General features: G+C 40.9%; 14 protein-coding genes. 9 read left to right on the top strand and 5 right to left on the bottom strand.

The genetic code is table 11. The features are described from left to right. The first annotated feature begins 115 nt into the window (after window positions 1-115). The 5 genes from AT15_RS09115 to prmC are packed head-to-tail and all read left to right on the top strand — an operon-like array spanning window position 116 to window position 3,791. Window positions 116-799 (top strand): ribonuclease HII, encoded by a 684-nt coding sequence (locus tag AT15_RS09115; protein WP_235598546.1) that lies wholly within the window; start codon window positions 116-118, stop codon window positions 797-799. 24 nt (window positions 800-823) lie between these two features. Beyond that, window positions 824-1,603: a nucleoside triphosphate pyrophosphohydrolase gene (gene mazG / locus AT15_RS09110; protein ID WP_153019738.1), complete on the top strand. Its 780-nt coding sequence runs from the start codon at window positions 824-826 to the stop codon at window positions 1,601-1,603. Next, window positions 1,600-2,637, top strand: coding sequence for a SurA N-terminal domain-containing protein (locus AT15_RS09105; RefSeq protein WP_068348764.1), 1,038 nt, complete (start codon window positions 1,600-1,602; stop codon window positions 2,635-2,637). The genes mazG and AT15_RS09105 overlap by 4 nt, the downstream gene beginning before the upstream one ends. A gap of 12 nt (window positions 2,638-2,649) precedes the next feature. Further along, window positions 2,650-2,952 (top strand): metal-sulfur cluster assembly factor, encoded by a 303-nt coding sequence (locus AT15_RS09100; protein WP_068348761.1) that lies wholly within the window; start codon window positions 2,650-2,652, stop codon window positions 2,950-2,952. Continuing rightward, window positions 2,949-3,791 (top strand): peptide chain release factor N(5)-glutamine methyltransferase, encoded by an 843-nt coding sequence (gene prmC / locus AT15_RS09095; protein ID WP_068348758.1) that lies wholly within the window; start codon window positions 2,949-2,951, stop codon window positions 3,789-3,791. The genes AT15_RS09100 and prmC overlap by 4 nt, the downstream gene beginning before the upstream one ends. On the opposite strand, the gene AT15_RS09090 is transcribed toward prmC, so the two are convergent. From AT15_RS09090 to AT15_RS09075, 4 genes are all read right to left on the bottom strand, one after another. After that, window positions 3,775-4,536, bottom strand: coding sequence for an NAD-dependent protein deacylase (locus AT15_RS09090; protein ID WP_068348755.1), 762 nt, complete (start codon window positions 4,534-4,536; stop codon window positions 3,775-3,777). The genes prmC and AT15_RS09090 overlap by 17 nt on opposite strands. Beyond that, the gene (locus tag AT15_RS09085; protein ID WP_068348753.1) at window positions 4,523-5,113 is read right to left on the bottom strand and encodes a DUF4897 domain-containing protein; all 591 of its coding nucleotides are present in this window, start codon (window positions 5,111-5,113) and stop codon (window positions 4,523-4,525) included. Before AT15_RS09085 ends, AT15_RS09090 begins: the two co-directional genes overlap by 14 nt. A gap of 63 nt (window positions 5,114-5,176) precedes the next feature. Beyond that, a complete protein-coding gene (locus tag AT15_RS09080; protein ID WP_068348750.1) occupies window positions 5,177-6,514 on the bottom strand; it encodes an MATE family efflux transporter in 1,338 nt (445 codons plus the stop codon). A 53-nt stretch (window positions 6,515-6,567) separates the two neighbouring features. Beyond that, the gene (locus AT15_RS09075; protein ID WP_068348748.1) at window positions 6,568-7,122 is read right to left on the bottom strand and encodes a hypothetical protein; all 555 of its coding nucleotides are present in this window, start codon (window positions 7,120-7,122) and stop codon (window positions 6,568-6,570) included. A gap of 166 nt (window positions 7,123-7,288) precedes the next feature. Between AT15_RS09075 and AT15_RS09070 the strand changes: the two genes are divergently transcribed. After that, entirely contained in the window at window positions 7,289-8,221 is a 933-nt protein-coding gene (locus AT15_RS09070) for a glycerophosphodiester phosphodiesterase (RefSeq protein ID WP_068348745.1), read from the top strand. A 4-nt stretch (window positions 8,222-8,225) separates the two neighbouring features. Here the strand turns inward: AT15_RS09070 and AT15_RS09065 are convergent, their stop codons facing one another. After that, on the bottom strand, window positions 8,226-8,723 hold the full coding sequence (locus AT15_RS09065) for a GNAT family N-acetyltransferase (RefSeq protein WP_068348742.1): 498 nt from the start codon (window positions 8,721-8,723) through the stop codon (window positions 8,226-8,228). Between the two features lie 99 nt (window positions 8,724-8,822). On the opposite strand from AT15_RS09065, the gene AT15_RS09060 reads away from it, so the two are divergent. The 3 genes from AT15_RS09060 (at window position 8,823) to AT15_RS09050 (ending at window position 12,606) form a co-directional block, all read left to right on the top strand. After that, a complete protein-coding gene (locus tag AT15_RS09060; RefSeq protein WP_068348739.1) occupies window positions 8,823-9,494 on the top strand; it encodes a YggS family pyridoxal phosphate-dependent enzyme in 672 nt (223 codons plus the stop codon). A gap of 62 nt (window positions 9,495-9,556) precedes the next feature. Next, window positions 9,557-12,052, top strand: coding sequence for a diguanylate cyclase (locus AT15_RS09055; protein ID WP_068348736.1), 2,496 nt, complete (start codon window positions 9,557-9,559; stop codon window positions 12,050-12,052). Between the two features lie 116 nt (window positions 12,053-12,168). After that, entirely contained in the window at window positions 12,169-12,606 is a 438-nt protein-coding gene (locus tag AT15_RS09050; protein WP_068348733.1) for a CBS domain-containing protein, read from the top strand. Window positions 12,607-12,716 lie beyond the last annotated feature (110 nt).

Here is a 12,716-nt window from a genome sequence, read left to right as displayed (position 1 = left end):
ATTAATAAGACTGTTGCGGCCAAATGGTCTTAATTGTTTTGACATTGAGATTAATACGAATGATTTATATATTAGATGCGTAGAATCATAAGGAAAGCTGGGGTATAATTTTCTTGTGAGATATACCGAGTATACAGACAACCTTATGCGTTTTGACGACGAATTCCGAAAAAAGCATGGTATTATTGCAGGAATAGATGAAGCCGGGCGTGGTCCGCTTGCAGGACCTGTCGTGGCGGCTGCTGTGATCTTGCAAAGAGAAATCCCCGGCTTGTATGATTCAAAATCTCTTTCAAAAAAAGAGCGGGAATTTTTATTTTCGGAGATCTTAAATAGTTCAATAGTTGGGATTGGATTTGCTTCCGAGGAAGAGATTGACTTATTCAATATCTTGAAAGCCACGCGCCTTGCTATGACAAGAGCTGTGAGCAGATTAAGCCTTCATCCAGATTATGTGCTCATTGACGGTAGGAGTTTAAGCGTCAATATTAGGGGAACATGCATAGTATCTGGAGATAAAAAGAGTGCCTCCATTGCTGCCGCCTCAATCATTGCAAAGGTTACAAGAGACCGTATTATGGAAAAACTTGATGAGTTATTCCCCTATTACGGATTTAACTCTCATAAAGGTTATGGGACACAAGCGCATCTGGAAGCACTTAGAAAAAATGGACCTTCTTTGTGGCATCGATTGACTTTCAAGCCTGTAAAAGAATTATTGACCCGCGAAAAGGTTTCTGTGTGGTTAAAAAAAGGACTCGTATCGGAAAAAAGGCTTTTCAGGACAGGTATATTGTGATCTTTCTCAGAGGGAGTGTCTGGATTGAGCGCAGGAGAAAAATTCGAGAAACTAGTAGAAGTGATGCGTATTCTTAGAAGCGAAAATGGGTGTGAATGGGATAAAAGGCAAACTCACACGACGTTAAAGCCCTACTTGATAGAAGAAGCCTATGAAGTTCTGCACGCGATTGACAGAAAGGATGAAGAAGAACTCGTGGAAGAACTTGGCGATGTATTACTACAGGTCATTTTTCACGCTCAAATAGCTTCGGAAAGAAATGCTTTTGATATCTCAGAGATCATTGACAGGTTAACGAATAAACTGGTGAGAAGGCACCCACATGTCTTCGCAGAATCTGAGGGGTATTCATACAGGCAGTGGGAAGAAATAAAGGCATCTGAGAAAGGTGAAAAAATGGAAACTGTAATTGGAGAGATAAACAAGGCTCTTCCAGCTCTCAGCCTTGCCCGAAGGGTGCAGGAAAACGCATCGGAGGTAGGCTTTGATTGGAAAAACAGCTCGGGAGTAAAAGAGAAGATACAGGAAGAGCTAAAAGAGCTTGAAGAAGCCATTAACAGGAAAAACCCTGAAAAAATTGACGAAGAATTCGGGGACTTGCTTTTCTCTCTGGTAAACTTGTCAAGGTTTATTGAAGTGGATCCGGAACTTTCTCTAAGGAGAGCTACGGAAAAATTCGTGAACCGATTCAAGGCCGTAGAGAGTCTCATAATGGAAGAGGGTTTAAAAATCGAAGAACTTTCCCTTGAAGAACTCGATGTCTATTGGAATAAGATAAAGGAAATAAAGGAGGGTGACAAATGAACAAAACATTGCTTGCTATTTTGGCCATACTTCTGTTATCAATTCCCGTTATGGCCGATGCCACCGGGACAGTGCTTCCATCCGAGGCAACTATCACCGTAACCCCTGTGGCTACCGTAAATGGGGAAGCTATCTCGCAGGCGCTTTTCAATGCCATTGTTATGCCCCAGTATCTGGAAATAGCGCAAAAAATTTCAGAGGTAAATCAACTGTTTTCAGATATCCTGTTGAATACCGAAGCGGGGAATCAGCTCTTGAAAGTTTACGAACAGAAGGTGCTCGAAGATCTAATAAGAAAAAGACTCATTGTTCAGTATGCTTTCATAAATGGCTTTGAAATCGACCGTTATGCTGTTTATTCTCAGGTGCATGAATACGTTTTGAACAGCCTTAATGAGAGCGATATATCTCTTAAAGAAGCTGATACTTATTATATGTTGAAAGGGTATCCGGATGGGCTGTTCTCGTATGAACTGAAGACAGTCGAAGATATTGTTTTCAAGAATGCTTTTAATGCTCTATTCAACGCCATTACAGCTGACGCTTCAAGTGTAGTAACAGATGAAATGATTCAGGAGTATTACAGCGCAAATCCCGATGAATTTTCAATAAAGGGTGAATTTGTGGAACTCTATGAAGAAAGATTTGATAGCTTCACAAAAGCCTATTCTTTCCTTCAAAAACTCAAAAGCGTTTCTGATCCGACACTTGAATTCAGTTCCGGATCCGTTAAATATGGAAGGGATGATGTGGTAAGCATCAATCCGGAGCTTGTCAGTAAACTTTTTGATAATTTCCAGCCCGGCTTGATGAATTCAATAGAAAAGACGAACGATGGGAAATACATCATATTCTACCTTGTAGACTACACACAGGAAGGTACCGCTGTGAAACCATTGGAAACCGTAAGAGAAGATATAAAGGCGAAGTTGCTGGAAGAGACAAAAAGATTGCTCTGGAATCAATGGCTTGAAGGTGATTTCAAGACTTTTTACGAATCTTCAACCATTGAAATTTCCGAAGAGTTCAAATGATGGAGGGACATTATGGCTGTCACAAAAGAGCAAGTGATGGATGCGTTAAAGCAAGTATATGACCTGGAAGTAGGGTTTGATGTTGTAAGCCTTGGCCTGATATATGGCGTAGAAGTCGACGACGAGAACAATGTAAAAGTGAGGATGACCATGACAACACCTATGTGTCCCCTTGCTGGCTTCATTCTTGAAGATGCCAGGTCAAAGGTTCAAGAAGTTGAAGGAGTAAACAGTGTTGACATGGAGCTTACTTTTGATCCACCGTGGACGCCAGATATGGCTTCTGATGAGGTGAGAAAGATCTTAGGCTTATGAAAGTCAACCCTCAGGAACTGCTCAGGGACTTTGAGCAAAAGTTGAAAGCAGCGGGGAAGAACTTTCCCCGCTATGTTTTGATACAGCTTTTCAGAGACTATCTATCCATATCAGAAAGCCTGCTTTTTTTTAACGGGTATGTTGAAATTCCGGATTCGGTAACCCGAAAACTCGAAAATGCTTATGAGCGCTTGTTAAAAGATGAACCGCTGGATTACATAATCGGATGGAAGAAATTCATGAACCTTAACCTCAAAGTAGATAAAAGAGCCCTTATCCCCAGGCCAGAAACGGAGGGTTTGGTTGAGATAGTGCTTTCAGAGTGCAGGAAAAACCATTTTTTTGTAGACATAGGCACTGGAAGTGGTGCTATTGCTCTGTCTATAGCCAGCGGACTACCGGATGCACTGGTATATGCAACCGATATTTCGAAAGAGGCCCTTGAGCTTGCAATGGAAAACGCAGCTACAAATAAAATAGAAAACGTAAAATTCCTTCAAGGGGACTGCCTGTCGCCATTGAAGCCCTTTATTGACAGGATAGAGGTGATAGTATCAAATCCCCCATATATCAAAACGGAAATCATTTCCGGATTGGATATAAGTGTGCGAAAATACGAGCCAATGATTGCTCTTGATGGCGGGGCAGATGGAATAGACTTCTACAGGAAATTCCTGAAGGAACTTCCATCCGGAAAAAAGGTCTTTCTTGAAATAGCGGATTACACCGCAACAGCTCTTGAAAAGCTTGTAGAAGAGGAGAGGAGAGATTATAAAATCCGAATAGAAAAAGACCTTTTCGGTCTGTTGAGGTACGCAATACTCAATCCAGCTCTTTGAGCTTTTCCAGAACTGACTTTGAAAATGACTCCAGTTCGCAATTGAATTTTAGATCCGAGATATTATCTAAAGCCGTCTCACCGCGATTCACGATGAGAAAAAATGCACCGTTATTGATAGCAATCATCGGGAAATCTGCTGCTGGATAGACATTAAGAGAAGAACCCATCACTATGAAAAGACCGCAGTTTTGACTTGCTTCTCTTGCCCTTGCTATCGCATCTTCCGGAAGGAATTCGCCAAAGAAGACAACATCGGGTCTAATAAGCCCTCCGCAGCTACAGCGGGGGACAGATTCAGATTTCAATCTTTCGGCGACCTCACTGAGCGAATAGCCTTTGCTGCAATTCATACAATAGAAATTGCCAGCATTTCCATGAAGCTCTATGACGCTTTTAGTGCCAGCCTTTTGATGCAACCCATCAATGTTTTGAGTTATCACCGTCTCAATAAGCCTGCGTTTTTGAACCAAAGCCAGTAAAATATGCGTTGCACTGGGTTCTATGTCACCTATCATATGAATACGGTTCAAAGTGATTGAGTAATATTCCTGAGGGTGATTAAGGAAGAACTCCAATTCAAAAACCGCAGGAGAAATACTATTGTATAAGCCATTTGGCCCTCTAAAATCAGGAATACCACTCGCAGTAGATACACCAGCACCCGTCAGTACCGTAACCGGCTGCAGCGAGGATATCAGTTCTAAAAAATCCCGGGAGTATTTGTCGAGATCAGTTTCCTGCAACAAAAACCACCTCAGGGAATTTTATCTTGCCTGTGTTGCTCCAGATGAGGAGGTTTTCAGCTGGTCGGCTTGTTGGCTGGGGGTTCACACTGATAACTTTAGCGTTGGAAGGCAATGTAATTGTGAGTACGGAATCTCCTGAAAGATCGAGTTCAACATCACCGAGGGAAGTGTTTACCTGACCATCAGTAACACCTGCAAATCCCTTAACCACAGCTACTTCTCTTATCTCCAGGATATCATAAGAGATAACAGTTGCAGTTGATTGAAAATCTTCAACCGCAAGTATTCTCCCAAGATTTTTGGAGAAATCTTCAAGGGATTTCTGAAACTCAGATATTTTCTCTGAAGGGCTTTTTTCAAATTGCTCAAGGAATCCCTCTATTTGCTGAGGCTTCAAAAACTTCACTTGCATGACACTATCCATTTTCACCGTTCCCTGGGAATCGTAAAGGTAGTTGCTGCTGTATGAGAGTGTTTCAATCTTCAGTCTGTTTGAAAAACTCATGAACATGTTCACAGCGGTTATCGCAACCATAACTATTACGATAATGATAAGCAATGTATTAAACTTCATACTCTTCCTCCATTCATCCTGATATCATATATATCATAACATCAAAGAGGTTGGTTGTAATGCTCACTGTTCAATTATATTTTTCATCCATTTCCTTGAACGAAACCTAAAGCCACCCACAAGTAGCTTGAAGAGTTCTTCGGGAAGCATCATTATATAAATCAGGGGAACGCTCAGCTTCAAGATCAGCCCACCAAAAAGAACCATGGGTACGCCAATAAGCCAGAGACTTACAATTTCCAGAAAGAAAACAGTACGTGTATCTCCCCCACTTCTCAAAACACCCACGAGATTTACTGCATTTAACATCTTTATGGGAAGAGCCACAGCGACGATGATAATAGATAGTAAGGCGGTTGCTCTGATGAAATCGTCGATGTTGTAAAAGTTGATAATTACCCGTGAAAGTCCTATAATAGCCAATCCTGCAAGAGATGAAATGATCAAAGTTATCTTAAGCAGTCTTTTGGCGCTCTCAAAAGCCAGATCGAAATTTTTTCTCCCGAGTTCAGAACCAACGATAACAACCGCGGCAGAACCAATACCACCAAAGAATACGAACCCGAAGCTTTCTATAGTGCTTACTATGTTTCTTGTGGCTATCGCTGCTGTTCCCACCCTTGCGAACACCAGTGAATAAACAGCCATACCAAGGCTCCACATAAATTCATTGGCAATTACAGGAGATGCTATTTTCATCATTCTGGCGAAGAAAAACCGATCTAACTTAAAAAAGCTTTGAAATGTAACTTTGACAGGTGTTCTTTTTCTATTGAGAACGAAAAGGTAAAGCAAAAATTCGATTGATCTGGAAAACAGCGTAGCAATTGCCGCCCCTGCCACACCGAGTTCAGGAAAGGGTCCAATGCCGAAAATCAGCAAATAATTTCCAAGAGTGTTGAACCCGAGGGCTACCAAGCTTATATACATAGGTATTTGGGCCTTTTCGACAGTTCTCAATGCTGACGCTATGACAAAGCTGAAAGAAGTAAAGAACACCGTAAAAGCCACTATTGTTGAATAGGAAATTCCTGACTTTATTACGGCAGAGTCCTTTGAGAAAAGACCCAGAGTTTGACCCGGAAGGAAAAACAAAATCACAAAGAAGACAAGAGCTGCGCCAAAGGTTACATAAAGCATATGAGCAATGGTTTTTTCGATATTTCTGGTATCCCTTACGCCCCAGTATTGAGAGACAAAAACCCCCGCACCGCTTGCAGCACCAAAGGTGACAAGCATGAGAATGAACATAACCTGATTTACAAGGCCAACTGAAGCTATGGCAACAGCACCAAGCTGACCTATCATAAGGTTGTCAACCAGATTCAATCCAACAGATATGAGATTTTGAATGGTAATCGGGACAGCTATTTTCAAAAGTTTTTGTCTGAAAGCCTCCAAAAAGTTCACATCCTTTTCTTGCTGTCCCAAAGATTGTAACACGAATCAGAAAATCAGGGAATTAAAAAGTTTACGAGTAGAGCTATAATAGCTACAACCAGACCACCGATTGCAATTAAGAAATTAAAGCTTGCTTTTTTTGACAATTGAGCGAGCTGTTCTTCAAGACTGGAGATCTTTTCCTGTGCCTTTAGTGATTCTTCTTCAACGTCAGAAAGCCTTTTTTTAAGGTTGGAAATGTCCTGCTCCATTTTCCCTAGCTTAGCCTCGAGAGCTTTTAACTGGGATTGCAGCTGCTGTATGTTCTCATCTGAGATATCCTGAGCGTTTTGCAAGCTGTCAATCTTTTTTGACAGAAGATCCGCTTCGCTTATGAGTGCCTCGAGCTCTGATCGTAACTCATTTAGCTGTTCTTGAGCCTTCAAGGTTATGGAAGCGGCGCCGCTTAGCAGGTCTGAGATCTGAAGTTCCAGACTGTTCAATTCTTGAATGAGTGAAGTCTTTCTAGCGACAAGCTCCTCAAGTGTGCTCCCGGTTGCTGTCTCAGTTTCTGAAAGGGCAACAACAGCCACTAAGATAACAAAAAGCAAGAGACAGAAACGCTTCATATCAACACCTCCCGGTAAAAGTTCCTGGCAAAAAGGCAACGTAAAATTACCAGCAAGAGTTTATTATGGAACAAATCAGAAGTTCATTTAAATTCTATCATTGCGCCCCGGCTTAAATAATTAATATCAAGAGTGGTAGAATGATTATGTGAAAAGGGGTGATATTATGATAAAAAAACCATTTGTTATATGGCTGGTCCTTTTTGTAGCAGTTGCATTGTTTTCTTTTGATATTCAAGGTCATAGGGGATGCAGGGGATTGAGGCCCGAAAACACTCTTGAAGCGTTCAAGTTTGCCCTAGAAGAAATTGGCGTGACGACTCTTGAACTGGATATGGGGATAACAAAAGACGGTATTCCTGTGGTAGTACACGATAGATATCTGAATCCAGAAAAGGTAAGCAAAGATGGAAGTTTCATAAGCAATAGAATATTTATAAAAGACCTGACTTATGAGGAACTTCTTCAGTACGATGTGGGTGTAATGAGCGAGGATTATTACTGGCCATATCAGGTGCCTGTAACGGGTGCAAAAATCCCAAAACTCGAAGAGGTATTTGAACTCGCAAAAAGCTATATGAAAAAAACAGGACGTGAAATCTGGTTAAACGTGGAAACAAAAGTATCGCCCCTTTCTCCAGACGAAACAGCGCCACCAGAAGTATTCGTTGATAAATTGCTATCTTTAATAGAAAAATACGGGCTAGAAGACTATGTGATCGTGCAATCCTTTTACTGGAAGACCATAATGCTTGTGAAAGAAAAAAATCCAGAGATAAAGACAGCAGCTTTGTTGAGCCTTGGTACCCTCAGCAATTCGAAATGGCTTGGTGGTTTAAAAAGCATAAAGTTTGGATTTAATGTTGCGAAGATGGTAAAAGCAACAGGTGCTGATATTTTTTCACCAAAATACACCGATTTCAGCGACAAGGTGCTCAAAGAAGCCCAGCAATTGGGTCTAAAGGTAATTCCCTGGACAGTGAATGACCCCTGCGATATGATTGATCTGATAGAGCTTGGGGTTGATGGCATCATAACTGATTATCCAAACATTTTGAAAACCATTTTGATTGCAAAAGAGTTAGATAGTTGCCGGTGAGTTCTCACTGTTTTTGAAAGTCTCGAAATTCGTATTCGAGAATAGAATATTTGAAAATATCCCAGTACTTACCATTGTAATACCGTGCTTCCCTTAGCGTTCCTTCAAGCTTAAAGCCGAGCTCTTCAATGAGTTTTTTTGAAGCAGCATTGTATTCGAAAACTTCAGCTTCGAGCCGATGGAGGTTAAAAGTATCAAAGGCGTGTTTCATGAGAAGTTTTAGGGCTTTCTTTCCCATTCCCTGCCCCTGAAATTCAGGAGCAATAAAAATACTCAATTCAGCTTTTCTGTTAAACCACTTTATCGATTTTAGCGAAACCTCTCCTATCAATTTTGAATCTTTTTCAATACGAAAAATGATTTCCGAAGGCATTTCCTGAGGATACATGCGTTTTTCTGACATGTTAAGCAAAATTTCTTCCCGGTTTATTAGTTCTTTTAATTCAGAGTCATCTTTACATGTTGATCTAAGGTAAAAACCCTCGCCTTTGAATAGCACCATATACACCCCCAGCAAATTATTTCTCGATAAAACTCTAACACATTAATCAGCAATATGTTCATTGGGGATAGGATTATAATAATTATGGGAGGTGTGCAAATGGGGATAAAGGAGAACGTCGGGAAGATTCTTTCAGAAATTCCTGAATATGTCACTCTTGTAGCAGCTGCAAAAACAAGAACAGCTGAAGAAATTCTGGAATCATTAGAGGCGGGAATAAGGGTAATAGGAGAAAATTACGTTCAAGAAGCGGAAAGTGTGTTGCCGGCAATAAAAGGAAAATGCTCACTTCATATGATAGGCCATTTGCAGAGAAACAAAGTCAAAAAAGCTGTTGAGTTATTTGACATGATACAAACGGTTGATTCGCTGAAACTGGCCATGGAAATAGATAAACGGGCAGGTGCCCTTGGCAAGGTAATGCCCGTATTGATAGAGATAAACAGCGGAAGGGAACCTCAAAAAAACGGTATAATGCCAGAAAACCTTTTTGATCTGCTCGAAAGCATCTCAGACCTGAAAAACATTGCGGTGAAAGGGCTTATGACAATGGGACCCATTTTAGAATCCCCGGAAGACCTAAAACCTTATTTCCGTCTTACAAGAAAGCTTTTTGAAGATGCCTCCAAGAAGTATAATAGTTCGAATATAGAAATGAAATGGCTATCCATGGGAATGTCTGATTCATATCTAATAGCAATTGCTGAAGGCGCAAACATGGTCAGAATTGGGTCGAAGATATTCGGCCCAAGATACCCATATAAGCAATAGACTCCTAAAAGAAGGCTAAAAAAAGAAACTGCTGTGCTATATTTAGCATGAGAAGGGATAGCATGGCAATCTTTCCCGAGAAATTGAAACTTGGGAACCCCTTTGTAGTTGTAGAAGGAAAGAACAGGAGGATAATATTTGCAAACAAAATGGCATCTGACAAATTGGGGGTTCAACTTGATAGGCTTTTGAATAGCTCTCTGGACGAGCTTGAAATAGCTCTTGCGAGTTCTTTGGCTATGAACCTCAAAGATCTTCAAAAAGCTCTGTATTCTCAAATTATCACAACCGGCGAACATAGCTTTCTCTTTTTCAATAGCGATTTTTCAATTCCAGAATCCGCATCTGACAGGTATATCTCCCCCTTTACCATAGCAATAGTAGAGGCAAACACGGTTATCTCACGTGTGAGCGGTTCTTTTGAAGTGCTAACAGGTTATAAAAAATGGGAAATAGAGAACAGGAAGAGCTTTCTCGAATTCGTCGCTCCGTCAATGAGAAATATGTTGAAAGACCTTCAAGTGCTCAGATATTCAAAGGAATACCCCCCCTCCGATGAATATGCCCTTGAAATTCAGAGAAAAGATGGCACTAAAAGAAGTGTGCTGGTTAAGATTGAATTTATTGATTCTACAAAACAAAGCGTCCTTTTCGTAATGGATATAAGTGCCCAAAAGACTGTTGAAGCCTTTATGAAAAGTAGATTGAAATTTGCCGGCACACTTGGACGGATAACTTTGAAAATCTTGTCTCTCAAAGATGGTGATATATTCAAGTTCTTGATCGATGAACTGGAAAAAAACAAAAAGGAGCTAAATTTCAAAAGCCTTTCATTGTTTTTGAAGGAAAACGGGAAATTGCGAAAGATTGCTGGAAAGCCTGAAAAAAGAGAGTGCTTTAATCAGTTGCAGCTGCTTTTGGAAAAAATAAAACCCGGGGATGGCTTTATCTTTCTTCCCTTTGATACTTCCTCCGGGAGAGAGTTGATCCTACCAATTTTTTTCAGGGGGATATTGTATGCAGTAGTAGTCTTTCATGGCTGGAAAAATAGATTACTGGATAGTCCCGAATCCCGTGAAGCTATGAAAGCATTCCAGAAAGCGGTTGAATACCTGTTGGAAATAGAAAAGGCCTCAAAAGCACTGAAAGAACATCAGGAGAAAACACGGTTCTTGCTTAAATTTCACGAGTCCGGTATCTGGGAGGCGGTTGTTGATGAAGAGGGGATACATTACCGCAATGATTTTCAATGGCTTGCAGCCCTTGGATACAGCGAAAGAAGTCTCAGGCGAAAGAGCTGGAATGATGTTGTAGATCCACGAGACCAGATAATACTGAAAAAAGGAATCCGTGAATATATAGAAGGCAAGGCAAACTACTTTCAGGCAAGTTACCGGGTTATTAACAGTAGTGGAAATCTCGAATGGTTTCGAGATGAAGGCAGATTTTATGAGGAACTCGGAGGAGAAAAAAGATTAATAGGAATAAGAAGGAAAGTGACTGAAAGCATGTTAACCTGGGAAAAATTGAAATACGTGTCTTTTCATGACAAACTAACCGGCCTATATAACAGATCGTTTTTTGAAGAGGAGATAGCGAGATTTGACAGCGAGCGTCAGGTCCCATTGAGTGTCATAATGGGGGATGTGAACGGGTTAAAACTTGTGAACGACGCTTTTGGGCATGTCAGAGGCGACGAGTTGTTGAAGAAAACTGCGGAAGTCTTGAAAGGCTCTGTTAGAAAGGAAGACGTTGTGGCGCGTTGGGGAGGCGATGAATTTATAATCCTATTACCAAAGGCAAATGAGGAAATTGTTGAAAACGTTGCCGAGAGGATAAGAACATCCGCTTCCCGGGAGCTAATAATAGAGAGCATAAATTTCAGCATCTCTTTGGGTTATGCTACCAGAAAGGATTTGAGAAAAACAATATCTTCGCTGATAAGGGAAGCGGAAGATCTTATGTACAGGAACAAAGTGCTGGAAAGTAACCTGCAAAGCAGAACTGTGCTCACAGCTCTCGAAAACGCTCTTTTTGAATACAGTTCAATCGAAGCCACACACTGCAAGAATGTTGAGGAACTTGCCCTGGAATTCGGAAGAGAACTCAATATGGATTATTCGACCATGGCAAAGCTCAGATTATTAGCGCGTTATCATGATATCGGAAAGCTTGCTGTGCCATCGAACATAATTATGAAAAGCGGTAAATTAAGCAGAAATGAATGGAAAGTGGTAAAAAGCCATCCCGAAGTTGGTTACCGTATTGCCAGAAGTACTCTGGAGCTTTCTTCTATCGCTGAAGAGATTCTCAGCCATCACGAGAATTGGGACGGCACCGGATATCCGAGAAGCCTAAAGGAAGAACTCATTCCATATCTCGCAAGGGTGATCTCGGTTGTCAACGCTTTTGAAGCAATGACAAACTTCAGGCCATACAGAAAGACTCTTTCCATTGAGAATGCCCTGCTCGAATTAGAGAAACATTCTGGAACGCAATTTGACCCGCATATCGCACGTAAATTTGCCGAATTTGTTAGAGGTAAAAAGACGCCTTAACTCTCCATAAAATCCTGTAATTAATTCTCAGGGGATATTCGGAAAAAAGTTAGGTTTTCGGATTTGTTCCATGCTGTGATATTATATTAATATATAGAAAATGAGGGAGGTTAAGCATGAAATTAGTGGATATAATCAAAGAAAAAGGAGATGTCGTATATTCGGTAAGTGCTGATGCGACTGTAAAAGATGCGGTAGATACAATGGTGAGAGAGAACATAGGCGCTGTTATGGTAATGGATGGAAAACGTCCGATAGGAATATTCACTGAAAGGGATCTGTTAAAACGCGTTTGTGCGAAATGTGGCGTCCTTTCAGAAACGCCTATTAAAGAAGTCATGACCGCAGGAGTCATTTGCGGCTCGCCGGATGATGATATCCAGTATGCGATTAACGTAATGACACAGCATCGGATCCGCCATCTCCCCATATGCGATGAAACAGGCCTTAAGGGGTTAATTTCAATCGGGGATATCTTGAAGCTTATGTATAAAAGCACCAAAGAAGAGAACAAAATGCTTAGAAATTACATTTCAAATCAATATCCAGGATAACCCTTTTCATACTCCCCTAGCTCAACTTATGCACTTCGAGTTAACAAAATAAAGAAAAGAAAAACAGGTCATTGAAAAAGGCACGGAATCATCGTATATTCGTGGTGAGC

The sequence above is a fragment of the Kosmotoga arenicorallina S304 genome, from assembly GCF_001636545.1.
Lineage (GTDB): Bacteria > Thermotogota > Thermotogae > Petrotogales > Kosmotogaceae > Kosmotoga_B > Kosmotoga_B arenicorallina.
This window is presented reverse-complemented; position numbering and strand designations above follow the sequence as displayed.

What these genes read in the sequence shown, in the direction of transcription:
- AT15_RS09105 (WP_068348764.1), top strand. Translation starts at nt 1,600, where the DNA reads ATGAACAAAACATTGCTTGCTATTTTGGCCATACTTCTGTTATCAATT.
- AT15_RS09100 (WP_068348761.1), top strand. Translation starts at nt 2,650, where the DNA reads ATGGCTGTCACAAAAGAGCAAGTGATGGATGCGTTAAAGCAAGTATAT.
- prmC (WP_068348758.1), top strand. Translation starts at nt 2,949, where the DNA reads ATGAAAGTCAACCCTCAGGAACTGCTCAGGGACTTTGAGCAAAAGTTG.
- AT15_RS09085 (WP_068348753.1), bottom strand. Translation starts at nt 5,113, where the DNA reads ATGAAGTTTAATACATTGCTTATCATTATCGTAATAGTTATGGTTGCG.
- AT15_RS09075 (WP_068348748.1), bottom strand. Translation starts at nt 7,122, where the DNA reads ATGAAGCGTTTCTGTCTCTTGCTTTTTGTTATCTTAGTGGCTGTTGTT.
- AT15_RS09070 (WP_068348745.1), top strand. Translation starts at nt 7,289, where the DNA reads ATGATAAAAAAACCATTTGTTATATGGCTGGTCCTTTTTGTAGCAGTT.
- AT15_RS09065 (WP_068348742.1), bottom strand. Translation starts at nt 8,723, where the DNA reads ATGGTGCTATTCAAAGGCGAGGGTTTTTACCTTAGATCAACATGTAAA.
- AT15_RS09060 (WP_068348739.1), top strand. Translation starts at nt 8,823, where the DNA reads ATGGGGATAAAGGAGAACGTCGGGAAGATTCTTTCAGAAATTCCTGAA.
- AT15_RS09055 (WP_068348736.1), top strand. Translation starts at nt 9,557, where the DNA reads ATGGCAATCTTTCCCGAGAAATTGAAACTTGGGAACCCCTTTGTAGTT.
- AT15_RS09050 (WP_068348733.1), top strand. Translation starts at nt 12,169, where the DNA reads ATGAAATTAGTGGATATAATCAAAGAAAAAGGAGATGTCGTATATTCG.